At 71.8% G+C, this 13,392-nt stretch carries 12 protein-coding genes and 1 pseudogene; 6 read left to right on the top strand and 7 right to left on the bottom strand.

Annotation, left to right across the window (positions count from 1 at the left end; genetic code table 11):
• Positions 1 to 6 precede the first annotated feature (6 nt).
• The 4 genes from hutI to hutU are packed head-to-tail and all read right to left on the bottom strand — an operon-like array spanning position 7 to position 5,502.
• Positions 7 to 1,185, bottom strand: coding sequence for an imidazolonepropionase (gene hutI / locus ACQP04_RS23000; protein ID WP_433502636.1), 1,179 nt, complete (start codon positions 1,183 to 1,185; stop codon positions 7 to 9).
• Entirely contained in the window at positions 1,182 to 2,615 is a 1,434-nt protein-coding gene (locus tag ACQP04_RS23005) for a formimidoylglutamate deiminase (protein ID WP_433502637.1), read from the bottom strand. Before ACQP04_RS23005 ends, hutI begins: the two co-directional genes overlap by 4 nt.
• Positions 2,612 to 3,838, bottom strand: coding sequence for an allantoate amidohydrolase (locus ACQP04_RS23010; protein ID WP_433502638.1), 1,227 nt, complete (start codon positions 3,836 to 3,838; stop codon positions 2,612 to 2,614). Before ACQP04_RS23010 ends, ACQP04_RS23005 begins: the two co-directional genes overlap by 4 nt.
• Positions 3,835 to 5,502 carry a urocanate hydratase gene (gene hutU, locus ACQP04_RS23015; RefSeq protein WP_433502639.1) on the bottom strand — a complete coding sequence of 556 codons (1,668 nt, stop codon included), beginning with the start codon at positions 5,500 to 5,502 and terminating at the stop codon, positions 3,835 to 3,837. The genes ACQP04_RS23010 and hutU overlap by 4 nt, the downstream gene beginning before the upstream one ends.
• A gap of 38 nt (positions 5,503 to 5,540) precedes the next feature.
• Between hutU and ACQP04_RS23020 the strand changes: the two genes are divergently transcribed.
• The 5 genes and pseudogenes from ACQP04_RS23020 (at position 5,541) to ACQP04_RS23040 (ending at position 9,486) form a co-directional block, all read left to right on the top strand.
• Positions 5,541 to 5,861 (top strand): hypothetical protein, encoded by a 321-nt coding sequence (locus tag ACQP04_RS23020; protein ID WP_433502640.1) that lies wholly within the window; start codon positions 5,541 to 5,543, stop codon positions 5,859 to 5,861.
• 19 nt (positions 5,862 to 5,880) lie between these two features.
• Positions 5,881 to 6,069: pseudogene (locus tag ACQP04_RS23025) on the top strand (serine hydrolase); the annotation flags it as partial.
• A gap of 244 nt (positions 6,070 to 6,313) precedes the next feature.
• The gene (locus ACQP04_RS23030) at positions 6,314 to 6,700 is read left to right on the top strand and encodes a hypothetical protein (protein WP_433508518.1); all 387 of its coding nucleotides are present in this window, start codon (positions 6,314 to 6,316) and stop codon (positions 6,698 to 6,700) included.
• 134 nt (positions 6,701 to 6,834) lie between these two features.
• The gene (gene hmgA / locus ACQP04_RS23035) at positions 6,835 to 8,166 is read left to right on the top strand and encodes a homogentisate 1,2-dioxygenase (RefSeq protein WP_433502641.1); all 1,332 of its coding nucleotides are present in this window, start codon (positions 6,835 to 6,837) and stop codon (positions 8,164 to 8,166) included.
• Between the two features lie 258 nt (positions 8,167 to 8,424).
• Positions 8,425 to 9,486: an IS110 family transposase gene (locus tag ACQP04_RS23040; protein WP_433508421.1), complete on the top strand. Its 1,062-nt coding sequence runs from the start codon at positions 8,425 to 8,427 to the stop codon at positions 9,484 to 9,486.
• Positions 9,487 to 9,557: 71 nt separating this feature from the next.
• Here the strand turns inward: ACQP04_RS23040 and ACQP04_RS23045 are convergent, their stop codons facing one another.
• From ACQP04_RS23045 to ACQP04_RS23055, 3 genes are all read right to left on the bottom strand, one after another.
• Complete coding sequence (locus tag ACQP04_RS23045; RefSeq protein WP_433502642.1) at positions 9,558 to 10,022, bottom strand: hypothetical protein; 465 nt, start codon at positions 10,020 to 10,022, stop codon at positions 9,558 to 9,560.
• A 997-nt stretch (positions 10,023 to 11,019) separates the two neighbouring features.
• Entirely contained in the window at positions 11,020 to 12,417 is a 1,398-nt protein-coding gene (locus tag ACQP04_RS23050) for an MFS transporter (RefSeq protein ID WP_433502643.1), read from the bottom strand.
• A complete protein-coding gene (locus tag ACQP04_RS23055; protein ID WP_433502644.1) occupies positions 12,414 to 12,632 on the bottom strand; it encodes a hypothetical protein in 219 nt (72 codons plus the stop codon). The genes ACQP04_RS23050 and ACQP04_RS23055 overlap by 4 nt, the downstream gene beginning before the upstream one ends.
• 236 nt (positions 12,633 to 12,868) lie before the next feature.
• On the opposite strand from ACQP04_RS23055, the gene ACQP04_RS23060 reads away from it, so the two are divergent.
• Positions 12,869 to 13,189 (top strand): GYD domain-containing protein, encoded by a 321-nt coding sequence (locus tag ACQP04_RS23060; RefSeq protein WP_037040347.1) that lies wholly within the window; start codon positions 12,869 to 12,871, stop codon positions 13,187 to 13,189.
• The last annotated feature ends 203 nt before the right edge of the window (positions 13,190 to 13,392 follow it).

The raw sequence follows: 13,392 nt of genomic DNA on the forward strand, positions 1-13,392 counted from the left end.
GCCTCGTCACGTGGGCACCGCGACCCCTGCGCGTACGACGCTGCCGATCAGCGGGACTCCGGGACGGTAGGCGAGATGGACGTACGACGGCGCCTTGAGCACGAGGAAGTCGGCTCGTCGTCCCGGTGCGATGACGCCGACGTCGCTGCGGCGCAGTGCCGCCGCACCGCCACAGGTGGCCGACCACAGGGCCTCGGCAGGGCTGAGTCCCATGTCGCGAACCGCCAGCGCGATGCAGAAGGCCATGCTGGAGGTGTAGGAGCTGCCGGGGTTGCAGTCGGTGGCCAGTGCGACCGTGACCCCGGCGTCGACCATCCGTCTGCCGTCGGGCCACGGTGAGCGTGTCGAGAACTCCACTCCGGGCAACAACGTGGCGACGGTGACGTCACGGGCCGCGGCCAGGGCGTCGAGGTCGTCGTCGGAGACGAAGGTGCAGTGGTCGACGGAGGCCGCCTCCAGCTGGACCGCCAGTGCGATACCTCGGCCGAGTTGCAGCTGGCCGGCGTGGAGGCGCGGTTGCAGTCCGCGTTCTGCTGCGGCCTCGAGGATCGCGCGGGCCTCGTCGGCGTCGAAGGCTCCCCGGTCGCAGAACACGTCGGCCCACTTGGCCAGTGGGGCGCACGCGTCGAGCATGGGACCGCGGACGAGATCGACGTAGTCGTCCCGGCGCCCCTGGTACTCCGGCGGCACGACATGGGCGCCGAGAAACGTCACCTCGGAGGTGGCCCGAGCCGCGATCCTCAGCGACCGGGTCTCGTCGTCGACCGTCAGGCCGTACCCGCTCTTGCACTCGACGGTCGTGGTGCCTTGGGCCAGCATCTCCTGCCGAAGCGCCGTGACGGTGGCGAGCAGGGTCTGGTCGTCCGCCCGACGGGTCGCCCGCACAGTGGTCTGGATGCCGCCGGCCTCGTACCTGGCTCCTGTCATGCGCGCGGCGAACTCCTCCGCCCGGTCGCCGGCGAAGACCAGATGGGCGTGGGAGTCGACGAATCCGGGGATCACCGCGCATCCGCCGACGTCGACGAGTTGATCGGCTGCCGGGGCCGCCCTCCCGGGGCCGACCCACGCGACCCGGTGGGCGTCGACCAGCACGGCCGCGGCGCGGACGAGGCCCAACCGCGACCCGTCGCCCTGCGTCGGGTCGTTCGTGGTCAGTTCTCCGATGTTCGTGAACAGCACCGTCACCGCACGGCCCCCTCCTGCCTGGTGTGTCCCCCGAACAGCAGACCCGCTGCGGCGGCCAGCCGGCGGGACACATCCGGCACCGTCAGGTGTCGCCGGTCCCGGACCACCGTCCGCCCGTCGACGACGACGTCGGTCACGTCGGCGGCGGTGGCCGCGAAGACCGCGGTCTCGGCTCGCGGGCCGCCGCCCGCGGTCCGGACGGATTCCATGTCGACCGCGACCAGGTCGGCGCGGTGTCCGGGACCGATGAGGCCGGCGTCGGGCCGGCCCAGGGCGTGCTGGCCGTCCGAGGTCGCCGACGTCAACAGCAGGTCGGCCGGAAAGATCCCGCGCCCGCGGCTCCGTAGTCGTTCGTTGAGCTCGACCGCGCGCGCCTCCTCGAACAGGTCGATGACGGCGTGGCTGTCGGAGCCCAGGGAGAAGAGGCCGGCCGAGCGGGCGAGGAGGGCGGAGGCGGGCCCGATGCCGTCGCCGAGGTCGCGTTCGGTCGTCGGGCAGAAGCAGACCCCGGTGGCGGTGGAGTCGAGCATCGCCAGGTCGGACTCGGTCAGGTGCGTCGCATGCACGGCGGTGGTGCGCGGGCCGAGGACCCCGGCGTCGTGGAGCAGGGCTGTCGGGGTTCGTCCGTGGACGGCCAGGCACTGCTCCACCTCGGCCGTCTGCTCCGAGGAGTGCACGTGCAGGGGGGCGCGGTGGGCGTCGGCCCACTCGACGACCGGGGGCATGTGCTGGAGCGGGACGCCGCGCACCGAATGCAGGGCCGCGCCGACGATCACGGTGTCCGAGCCGCTGAACTCGCGACGAAGGAGGTCGACGCGCTCCGTCCAACGCTCGCCGGAGCCGTCCCCGAAGCGACGTTGCAGGTCGCCGAGTGGCGACCCGTCCACGCCCGAGCTCAGGTAGCAGGTGTCGAGGAGGGTCAGGCGCACGCCTGCAGAGGCTGCGGCGTCGACCAGTGCCCGGCCCATGGCGTTGGGGTCGTCGTAGGGCACCCCGCGGGCGTCGTGGTGCAGGTAGTGGAACTCGCCGACCGAGGTCACCCCGGCCAGTGCCATCTCCGTGAAGACCGCCGTGGCGAGCTCCCGGTAGGTGTCGGGGTCGAGCCTGTTCGCCGCCTGGTACATGAGGTCGCGCCAGGTCCAGAAGGAGCCTCGGTCGTGCTGCGTGCGTGCACGCAGAGCCCGCTGGAAGGCATGGGAGTGCGCGTCCGCCAGGCCGGGGAGGACCAGCCCGCGCAGGGCGGGCACCGCGGCGGGACGCTCGACCCCGGGCACGACACGGGAGAAGCGTCCTTCGGCGACCGTGACGAGGACGCCGTGTTCCACGGACCCGCCGCCCAGCCATGCGTGTTCGCACCACCACTGCCCCTGCGGGTCGTCTGCCCGCGGCGCACGGGCTGTCCGGCGCAGGGCGTCCGACGGCGATGTCATACCGCTGCCCACTCCTTCATCAGCGCGGCGAGTGCCGCGACCCCGAGGTGGCAGTCGGACGGTTCGGCATGCTCGTCGGGCGCGTGGGACACGCCCGTCGGGTTGCGCACGAACACCATCGCGCTGGGCACGACCGTGGACAGGACGCCGGCGTCGTGGCCGGCGGCGGTCGCCAGGACCGGCACGTCGCCGAAGGCCGTCAGCGCCCGGACGATGCGGTCGCGCACCGCGTGCGGGAACTCCACGATCGGGGACTCGGACTCGGCGCTGACCTGCAGCCGCACACCTTCGGCCTCGGCGTGCTCCGCGGCGTCGGTGAAGATCTCCCGGGTGAGGAGATCCAGCTCGTTCGGCGATCCCGCGCGCGCGTCCAGCCAGCTCTCCACCGACGAGGCGATGGCGTTGGCCCCGTTCGGCAGCACGCTGAGCTTGCCGAAGGTCGCCACGCACCCGTGCTGGACGGCGCGCGACCGCGCCGACGCCACGGAGGCTGCGTAGGCCAGCATCGGGTCGCGCCGATCCACCATCCGTGTCGCGCCCGCGTGGTTGGCCTGCCCGGTGAAGGACAGCCGCCACCGTCCGTGCGGCCAGATCGACGAGGCGACCGCCAAGGGACGGTCCAGCAGGTCCAGCGCCCGTCCCTGCTCCACGTGGAGCTCGACGAAGACCCCGACGCGGTCACGCAGGCGTCGATCCCGGCCGACCGACCCCGGGTCGCGTCCCGCGGCCGTGAGCACCTCGGCCAGCGTCCGGCCGTCGGCGTCACGCAGGCCCAACGCGCGCTCCGGGGCGAGCGCACCGGTCGACAGCTGCGAGCCGACACACGCGACACCGAAGCGAGCACCTTCCTCGTCCGAGAAGGCGACGACACCGATCGGAGTCCTCGGCTCGACGCCGGCCTCCTGCAGCTGCGCGACGGCGGCGAACGCCGACACCACGCCGAGCGGCCCGTCGAACGCACCTCCGTCAGGGACGGAGTCCAGGTGCGAGCCGGTGACGAAGGCGGCCCGTGGGTCCCCGGCCCAGCCCGGTGGGAACCACCAGGCCCACAGGTTCCCGTTGCGGTCCTGCTCGGTGCTCATCCCGCGCCGGCCGGCGCAGTCGACGAACCACTGTCGCAGGGCCAGGTCCGGGTCGGTCCAGGCGAAGCGCCGGTAGCCGCCGGGGCGCCCGGCCCGTCCGATCCCGGCGATCTCCGACCAGAGCGTCTCGAACTCCGTCATCCGTCGTCCCGCATCGGGATGCGCACCCCTCGCTCCGCGGCGACCTCGGCGGCGTGGGCGTATCCGGCGTCGACGTGGCGGATGACTCCCGTCCCGGGATCGTTGGTCAGCACGCGGACGAGCTTCTGCGCGGCCAGCTCGGTCCCGTCGGCGACGGTCACCTGCCCGGCGTGGATGGACCTGCCCATGCCGACACCGCCGCCGTGGTGGATGGACACCCAGGTGGCACCGGACGAGGTGTTGACCAGGGCGTTCAGCAGCGGCCAGTCCGCCACTGCGTCGGATCCGTCGATCATGGCCTCGGTCTCGCGGTACGGCGAGGCGACGGACCCGGAGTCGAGATGGTCGCGCCCGATGGCGATCGGCGCACTCAGCTCCCCGGCGGCCACCATCTCGTTGAAGCGGAGCCCGGCACGGTGGCGCTCCCCGTAGCCGAGCCAGCAGATGCGGGCGGGAAGACCCTGGAAGGCGACCTTCTCGCCGGCCAGCGTGATCCACCGCCGCAGGTGCTCGTTGTCCGGGAACAGCTCGAGGATCGCCCGGTCGGTCGCCTCGATGTCCTGGGGGTCACCCGACAGCGCCGCCCACCGGAACGGGCCCAGCCCCTCCTCGAACAGCGGCCGGATGTAGGCCGGCACGAAGCCGGGGTAGTCGAAGGCCCGCGCGTAGCCGCCCTTGCGGGCCTCGTCGCGGATCGAGTTCCCGTAGTCGAAGACCTCGGCCCCACGGTCCATGAAGCCGACCATCGCCTCGACATGGGCGGCCATGGACAGCCGGGCCTGCTCGGTGAACCACGCGGGGTCCTTCTCCGCGGTCGTCCTCATGTCCTCGAAGGCGACGCCACGGGGCAGGTACGAGAGGGGGTCGTGGGCCGACGTCTGGTCGGTGACCACGTCGATCGGCGCGTCCCCGGCGAGGAGCTGGGGGAACACCTCGGCCGCGTTGCCGACCAGGCCGATGGACAGCGGCCGGCTGGCGTCGCGGGCGGTGACCGCGCGACGCAGCGCGTCCTCGACGTTCGTCGCGCGGACGTCGAGGTACCGGTGCTCGATACGGCGGTCGATGCGTGTCCGGTCGCAGTCGACGCAGATGGCCACGCCGTCGTTCATGGTAACCGCGAGCGGCTGGGCGCCGCCCATGCCTCCCACGCCGGCGGTCAGCGTGATGGTGCCGGCCAGCGAGCCGCCGAAGCGCTTGCGGGCGACGGCACCGAAGGTCTCGAAGGTGCCCTGGAGGATGCCCTGGGTGCCGATGTAGATCCAGGAGCCGGCCGTCATCTGGCCGTACATCATCAAGCCGGCCGCCTCCAGCCTGCGGAAGTGCTCCCAGTTCGCCCAGTCCCCCACGAGGTTCGAGTTCGCGAGCAACACCCGTGGGGCCCACTCGTGCGTGCGAAGGATCCCCACCGGCTTGCCGGACTGGACGAGGAGGGTCTCGTCGTCCTCCAGCTCCCGCAGCGAGGCGACGATGGCGTCGAACGCGGCCCAGTTGCGGGCCGCTCGACCGCTCCCGCCGTAGACCACGAGCTCGTCGGGGTGCTCGGCCACCTCCGGGTCGAGGTTGTTCATCAGCATCCGCAGCGCCGCTTCCTGCTGCCAGCCCTTGCACGACAGCTGCGGGCCGCGAGCCGCGCGCACGGTGCGCGCAGCGGATGTGTCAGTCATCGGAACCGCCCCGGTTCGAGTGGCGTGTGGTGCTGTTAGTGGACCTCACATCTCCTCGCCCGCTCTACCTCGACGGGGTGCTCACCGTCCCGGATCCGGGACGTCGATGGCCCGGCCGAGGCGGAGGACAGGCCGCCGAAGTGTGCCTCGCGTGCACGTCGGGCACCGCGCCGCCGTCGTCCTCGACGTCGAGCAGCGGTCCGTCGTCGGCGTCGGTGGACCCGGCCAAGGCCGACGCGGTGATGAGGGTCGTCAGGGACGCCATGGCCGATGCCCATCTCAAGGCCGTGATCGTCAGCGTCACCATCGACGGCAAGGTCTCGACGTGGCTGCCCGACATCCCTACACGGACAAGGTGACCCTCGGCAACTGGCCCAGATGACCTCGGAGTACGTGGACTACGTGACCACCCCCGAGCTGGACGGCGCGCAGCACGCGAACCCGTTCCGGACCGTCACCCCCGAGGAGCTCATCGCGATCAGCACCGCACACCCGCTCCTCTACGAGCCCGGGACGAACTGGAACTACTCGCACACCAACTACATCATCCTCGGACTCGCCCTCGAGAAGATCACGGGACAGGACGTCGCCTCGCTCCTGCAGCAGAAGGTCCTGGGCCCCCTCGGCGCTGGACGACACGACCGACCCGGGAACACCGGCGACCCAGGAGCCCGCGCTGCACGCCTACACGTCCGAGCGCCGTCAGGCGCTCAAGATTCCCGCCGGCACGCCCTTCTACGAGGAGTCGACCTACTGGAACCCGTCGTGGACGATCACGCACGGAGCCATCCAGACCACCGACATCCACGACTTGAACGCCACGGCCGCGGCCATCGGGTCGGGCAGGCTCCTGTCGCCCGAGTCCTACCAGAAGATGGTGACCAAGGACCTGATCGGCAGGACGACGACCCTGCCCGGATGCACGACCTGCCACCCGCAGTCGCCGGGCTACACCTACGGGCTCGGAATCATCTCCTCCGGCAACTGGGTGTTGCAGAACCCGCTGTTCTCCGGTGAGGCCGGCGCCTACGCCTACCTGCCCTCGCAGAAGGTCGCCGTCGCCGTCGCCGTCACCTTCGACCAGGCCGCCTTCGACCCGACCACGGGCGACTACAAGAACTCCGCCGACGTCCTGTGGCGGAAGATCGCTGCGACGCTCGTCCCCGGCGACGCCCCACCGATGCCGCCCGGAAGCTAGCCCGGGCTTTCCTGACGGCGAGCGGTGCTCCGGCCCCACGGCGGGAATGCGCCTCGTGATCGTCGTCGACGCGGGCTCCCACCTCTGACACCCTCGAACCGACTCGCACATTCGACCGGCGAAGGAGAATGTCGATGACCAGCACCCTGCCCTCACCCGCCGCCGCGCAGGTCACCGGAGCGGCGCTGACCTACGCGTCCGGGTTCGGCAACGAACACGCCACCGAAGCCGTGCCCGGGGCGCTCCCGGTGGGCCGCAACTCGCCCCAGCGCGCCCCGCTCGGGCTCTACGCCGAGCAGCACAGCGCCACCGCGTTCACCGAGCCTCGCGCGGTCAACCGGCGTAGCTGGGTGTACCGGATCCGGCCCTCGGCCGCGCATCCGCCGTTCCGCCGCATCGACACCGGCCTGCTGCGTTCGGCCCCGGACAGCACCGGGATCACCGACCCCAACCGGCTGCGCTGGGACCCGCTGCCTCTGCCCGCCCAGCCCACCGACTTCGTCGACGGCCTCTACACCGTCGGGGTCAACGGCGACGTCCGCCAGCGCGCCGGCATCGGCATCCACCTCTACGCCGCGGACCTCTCGATGACCGACCGCTACTTCGTCGACGCCGACGGCGAGCTCCTGGTCGTCCCCCAGCAGGGAGCCCTGCTGCTGCACACCGAGTACGGCCGCCTGCACGTCGCACCCGGGGAGATCGCCGTCGTCGGCCGCGGCGTCCGGTTCCACGTCGAGCTGCCCGACGGCCCCGCCCGCGGCTACGTCTGCGAGAACTACGGCCAGCCCTTCGTCCTGCCCGAACTCGGCCCCATCGGCGCCAACGGCCTGGCCAACCCGCGCGACTTCCTCTACCCCGTCGCCGCCTACGAGGACCGCGAAGAGACCGTCCAGGTCGTGCAGAAGTACGCCGGCGCGCTGTGGGCCGCCGACTACGACCACTCCCCGCTCGACGTCGTGGCCTGGCACGGCACCCACTCCGCGTACAAGTACGACACCTCCCGGTTCAACGTCCTGGGCACGGTCTCCTACGACCACCCGGACCCGTCGATCTACACGGTGCTCACCTCACCCACCGACACGCCCGGCCAGGCGAACGCGGACTTCGTCGTCTTCGCCCCGCGGTGGCTCGTCGGCGAGGACACCTTCCGCCCGCCCTGGTACCACCGCAACATCATGAGCGAGTTCATGGGCCTGGTCCACGGCGTGTACGACGCCAAGGCCGAAGGGTTCCTGCCCGGCGGCGCCAGCCTGCACAACATGTGGAGCGCCCACGGCCCCGACGCCGAGACCTACCGCAAGGCCAGCGCCGCCGAACTCGCACCCCAGAAGATCGCCGACACCCTCGCCTTCATGTTCGAGACCCGCTGGCCCATCACCGTCCCCGACTTCGCGCACGCCGCGGTCCACCGCCAGTCCGACTACGACGGCGTCTGGGCCGGGATCGAACGAGGCTTCGAGCGCTGACAGTGAGGATGTAGGCGAGCCCCGCAGCCGGTCGTTCTGACCCAAGCGCTGACTGACCCCGGGTCCTGAAGTGGATCTGTCGTTCGGCTGACTGCGGGGCTCGCTTGCACTCACCAGACGGCGTCGTGACCTCATAGGAGCCTGTGCCAGCAGGCACCCATCACTGTCTTGTCCGCCAGCCCGGCTGGTGCGTGCCGCCCTGCACGCTCGAAGGACAGGACGACAGTGACCACGATGACACAGCCCACCCGTTCTGCGATGGGCTCCGCCCATGAGCTGCAGGTCACCGGTGGGATCGACACTCATAAGGACACCCACACCGCTGCGGTGCTGGACTCCGCGGGCCGGCTACTGGGCCACCGCCAGTTCCCGACCACGCCGTCCGGCTATCGGAGTCTGCTGGCCTGGTTGCAGGGCTTCGGACTGCTACTACGGGTCGGGGTCGAGGGCACCGGTGTCTACGGCGCAGGCCTGGCACGCCACCTGCACGCCGCCGGGATCGAGGTGGTCGAGGTCGACCGCCCCGACCGCAAGACCCGCCGCTGGCAGGGCAAGTCCGACCCGGTCGACGCCGAGGCCGCCGCTCGCGCCGCGCTGTCCGGACGCGCTACCGGCACCCCGAAACACCGCGACGGACAGGTGGAAGCACTACGCGCGCTGCGAGTCGCTCGACGCAGCGCCATCAGCAACCGAGCCGAAGCACAGACCCAGATGAAATCGCTGGTCGTGACGGCTCCGGAGACACTGCGCACCGAACTGCGCGGACTGACCACCCGTCGGTTGATCACCCACTGCGCGACTCGCCGCCCTGACCACAGCCGGGCCAAGGACCCCGCCACCGCGACCCTGATCGCGCTGCGCAGCCTCGCTCAGCGCCACCAACGCCTCACCGCCGAGATCGCCGAACTCGACGCACTGCTGGGCCCGCTGGTCGCCGCGATCAACCCGGGCCTGGTCGCGTTGAACGGGGTCGGCACCGAGGTCGCCGGACAGCTGCTGGTCACCGCAGGGGAGAACCCCGAACGGCTCGACTCCGAGGCGGCGTTCGCCATGCTCTGCGGGGCAGCACCACTGCCCGCCTCCTCCGGACGCACCCACCGGCACCGGCTCAACCGTGGCGGGGACCGGCAAGCCAACGCCGCGCTCTACCGGATCGTGCTCTGCCGACTGCGGTGGGACCCACGCACCCGCGCCTACCGCGACCGCCGCACCACCGAGGGCATGTCCAAGAAAGAGATCATCCGCTGCCTCAAGCGCTACATCGCCCGAGAGATCTACCAAGAACTACTCACATCCCACGACGCCCCAGCCGTCGCTTGACATCCATAGGAGCATCCCCTGTGTCGCCCCGCCTCGCTCGGCCGCCAGGACCGAGCGAGGGGTCGAGCTCGTCATCCCCGTGCGAACAGCTCCTCCAGCCAGTCGAACACCACGGCCGCCGAGTAGGCGAGATTGCCCAGCTGGCAGTGGGTGTCGGCGCCGTCGTCCGCGGTGAAGGTGTGGGCGGTCACGCGGCCGGCGACCTCGGCGCAGAACCGCTCGAACTGGGCCCGTGGCTCGCCGCCCTCTCCGGAGCCGACCAGTGCGAGCGCCGGGCAGGTCACGGCGGCGGGATCGACGCGGAAGCCGCGCAGGTAGGCGAACGTGTCGAGGAAGCTCGCCCGGCCGAACCGCGTCATGAGCGAGCGTGCGAGCTCCTTGGCCGCGGCGGGCATCTCGGTGTCCGGCAGGGTGTCGATGTCGTCGAGCCGGAGGTCGTCCCCGGGGGCGAGGACGACCTCCGGGTCCCCGCCGACGTACGGGGCCACGAACGCCACCTGGTAGGCGTGCAGGTCCACGATCGGGGAGTTCGCCACCAGCGCCCGGATCCGGTCGTCGTGGGCGGCGGCGCGGGTGACCCAGGTACCCGCCCAGGCTGATGCCCAGCAGCGCCAGCCGTTCGGGGTCGACCTCGGGCCGGGCGAGCACGTGGTCCAGCCACGGCGTGACCCACCGTTCGGTGTCGGGGACGAAGTGGGTGTGCGGCTCGGTGCGGGTGACGTCCATCTGCCCGGGTCCGCAGATCAGCAGCACCCGCCAGCCCCGTTCCAGGCCCGCCCGACCCACCTGCAGGTAGGTCTCCTCCAGCGTGCCGTCGAAACCGCTCGTGGCGACCAGGGTCGGCCCGGGCCCGGCGTCGTCCGATGGCGTGCACAGGTAGCCGGGCAACCGCTGGTCCTCCCACGGCAGCCACAGCTCCTCGACCCGCCCCGGCAGGTACGGGGCCGCGGCGAGGAACGCCGCCCGGCTGGCCAGCCCGAGCTCGGCCTGCCGGGCGGTGCCCGCAGGGGCGAAGTACTCCGCCGCGCGGAAGCTGTTGCAGGCGTGCAGGAACCGGTCCCGGGCGCTGACCGCATGCCCTGCCGCGGCACGCGCCTCGGCGTCGGCGCGCTGGCGCTCGGCGAGCGCAGCGAACCCGTCGGTCCAGCCCGCCACGCCGTCCCCGAGCGTCGCGGCGACGGCGAGTGGCTCGCCGATCGACGCGCCCCCGTACGCCGCCGACCCGAGCTGGCGCAGCAGCTGGAAGTCCAGCTCGGGATCGGTGAACCCGCGCACCCGCGTGGAGCTGCGCTCGGTCGTGTGCGTCATCGGTTCCTCCCTCGTCCCGCGCCGCCCGAGACAGCGCCTACCCGTCGTTCCTCCCCGATGAGGTCGGCGTACCCGCCTGCCGACGACCTCAGCGTGCGCCGGACGGTGCCGGGCCGCGCAGGGCACAACGTCCTCAGTCCGGTGCTCTCGACACACACGGATGTGGACCTCGGCAGGTCCACATCTCGGTGGTCTGAAGCAAGGGACTACGGATGGGAGCCCGAGCTAGCGGGTCGCCGGTACCGGCGGGCCCGACAGGACCGGCTGCGCGGGCGCGCACTCTGCACCCTGGAGGTTCTCCAGCTGCTGCATCCCGGTGCGCGGACCGAACACGGCGATGGTGAGGGCGACGACGGCCCAGGAGCCGGCGATGTAGAGGAAGACGGGGCTGTAGCCGAACGTGCCGAAGACGGCGGCGACGATCATCGGACCGAGGATGTTGGCCAGCCGGCCGACGCCGTAGACCAGGCCGTTGCCGGAGCTGCGCAGCTCGGTGGGGTACAGCTCCGGGGTGTAGGCGTACAGCAGCGCGGCGAACGTCTGGGTCAGCGCGTTGACCAGGAAGCCGAAGACGACGATCGCCACCGGGTCGAAGGTCAGGCCGTAGGCCAGGCCGCAGGCGGCGATGCCGGTGGCGATCAGCGCGATGGGCGTCTTGCGGCCGAAGCGGTCCGACAGCGGCCAGGCCAGCAGCGCCCCGGGCACCGCGCCCAGGGTCGTCAGGGCCGAGAAGGTCAGGCTGTGCACCAGGTCGAAGCCGTGCGCGGCGAGCAGGGTGGGCACCCAGGCGACGAAGCCGTAGAACCCGAGGGTCTGGAAGACCCAGACGACGGCGAGCATCAGCGTGCGACGGCCGAGGGGCCCGCGGAACAGGGCACGGTAGCCGGGGCGCGACGTGCACGGAGCCACGTCCGGGGTCGGGGGCAGCGGAGGTAGTGAGCCGGGATCGGCAGCGGTGGCCTTCTCGATCCGGTCGACCGCGGCGGCGGCCCGCTCTTCCATGCCGTGCTGGTGCAGCCACCGGGGGCTCTCCGGCAGCCGGGCGATGAGAGGCAGGGCGAGCAGTCCCAGGGCGCCGAAGACGAAGACCCAGCGCCAGGTCTCGGCGCCGAGCGGGACGATCCCGCGCGCGGCGAAGGACATGACCGGGATACCGACCAGCCCGATGGCCATCACGGCCGACTGCATCCGGCCGCGCAGCCGCGCCGGCATGACCTCGCAGAGGTACGCGGTCGCGGCGATCGTCATCGCCGACAGCCCGATGCCGGTGAGGAGCCGCGCCACGGCCAGGGTCGGCACGGTCGACACCACCGCGTTGAGCAGCGAGCTGACCGAGAAGAAGGTCACCGACAGGAGCAGGGCGCGCCGCCGGCCGACGGCGTCGGCGAAGCGGCCGCCGCCGACCGCGCCGAGGAACATGCCGAGGAAGGCGGCAGAGGTGACGAAGGCGATCTCGGCCACTGTCAGGTGCAGGTGCTGCTGCAGCGCCGGCGCGGCGTAGGCGAAGGTGTTGAGGTCGCCGAACTCGAAGACGAAGGCGACGGCGAGAGCGAGCAGCACCCGGCGGTGGAACCGGCCGATCGGCAGGCGGTCCAGGCGGGCGGACAGCAGCAGCGCGCTCATCGTGAGACTCGTCGGTCAGCGGCGGTGAGCGGGCGGGTGCCGTCCACGGCGTCCCGGACGAGATCCTTGAGTAGCCTGGTGAGCCGCTCGGTCGGCGGGCGGACGCTCGAGGAGGTCGCGACGCCCTTCAGGGCGTAGTCGACGTCGTCGACGTCGCGCAGGCGACGACGATGATCCCGGGTGGTCGGGACGGCGAGTGTGGCTGCGCTGCTCACGTGGTTCCCCTTCACGAGTGGCCTGGTGTGGTCTGTGATGGGGGAACTCTGCCGCCGATCCCGGCCTCCCACCGTCGACCCGCGGCCCGATACGCAAGGGGATCCGGCTGTCGGGCGATCGGAGGACGGGGCGCCCGCACGCAGGAGATCTCGCCCGGCGACGGGTTCTCGCGCGGGCGGCTCAGCTGGTGGAGGATGGCTCGGCACGGCCCACCCCCGAGGAAGGCGTGGCGACGATGCCGAGGTACCTGTGGCAGGTGAGCTATTCGCCCGACGGGGCGCGCGGTGTGCTCGACCAGGGCGGCAGCGCGCGGCGGGCAGCGATCGTCGAGGCGGTGGAGAGCGTCGGCGGACGGGTCGAGGCCTGCTACTTCGCGTTCGGGCCCCACGACGTCGTCGTGATCGGCGAGGTACCGGACGACGTCGCCGCGGCGGCCCTGAGCCTTCGAACGGCCGCCTCCGGGGCCGCGATCTCCCGGACGACCGTCCTGCTGACCCCCGAGCAGCTGGACGAGGCCACGCAGCGGGATGTCCGATACCGGCCGCCGTCGACCTGAGCGACCGCGCGATCACGCCGAAGGGCCTGCCAGCCCACCGACCTGCGTCCCCTGCAGTGGCGACCCGCTGCCGCCGACGTGGGCGGCCTCGTGGGTCCTTGACTCCTCGGATGGGTGGGGCGACTGTTGTGCGGCGACTCACCACGCGCCGGTAGGAGGTGGGGATGCTGCCGGATCCACGGACTCCGCGGTGCTCGAGCAGA

The sequence above is a fragment of the Pseudonocardia halophobica genome (genome assembly GCF_050948485.1).
Classification (GTDB): Bacteria; Actinomycetota; Actinomycetes; order Mycobacteriales; family Pseudonocardiaceae; genus Pseudonocardia; species Pseudonocardia halophobica.

What these genes read in the sequence shown, in the direction of transcription:
- ACQP04_RS23050 (WP_433502643.1), bottom strand. Translation starts at nt 12,417, where the DNA reads ATGAGCGCGCTGCTGCTGTCCGCCCGCCTGGACCGCCTGCCGATCGGC.
- ACQP04_RS23060 (WP_037040347.1), top strand. Translation starts at nt 12,869, where the DNA reads ATGCCGAGGTACCTGTGGCAGGTGAGCTATTCGCCCGACGGGGCGCGC.
- hutU (WP_433502639.1), bottom strand. Translation starts at nt 5,502, where the DNA reads ATGACTGACACATCCGCTGCGCGCACCGTGCGCGCGGCTCGCGGCCCG.
- ACQP04_RS23040 (WP_433508421.1), top strand. Translation starts at nt 8,425, where the DNA reads ATGGGCTCCGCCCATGAGCTGCAGGTCACCGGTGGGATCGACACTCAT.
- hmgA (WP_433502641.1), top strand. Translation starts at nt 6,835, where the DNA reads ATGACCAGCACCCTGCCCTCACCCGCCGCCGCGCAGGTCACCGGAGCG.
- ACQP04_RS23010 (WP_433502638.1), bottom strand. Translation starts at nt 3,838, where the DNA reads ATGACGGAGTTCGAGACGCTCTGGTCGGAGATCGCCGGGATCGGACGG.
- ACQP04_RS23005 (WP_433502637.1), bottom strand. Translation starts at nt 2,615, where the DNA reads ATGACATCGCCGTCGGACGCCCTGCGCCGGACAGCCCGTGCGCCGCGG.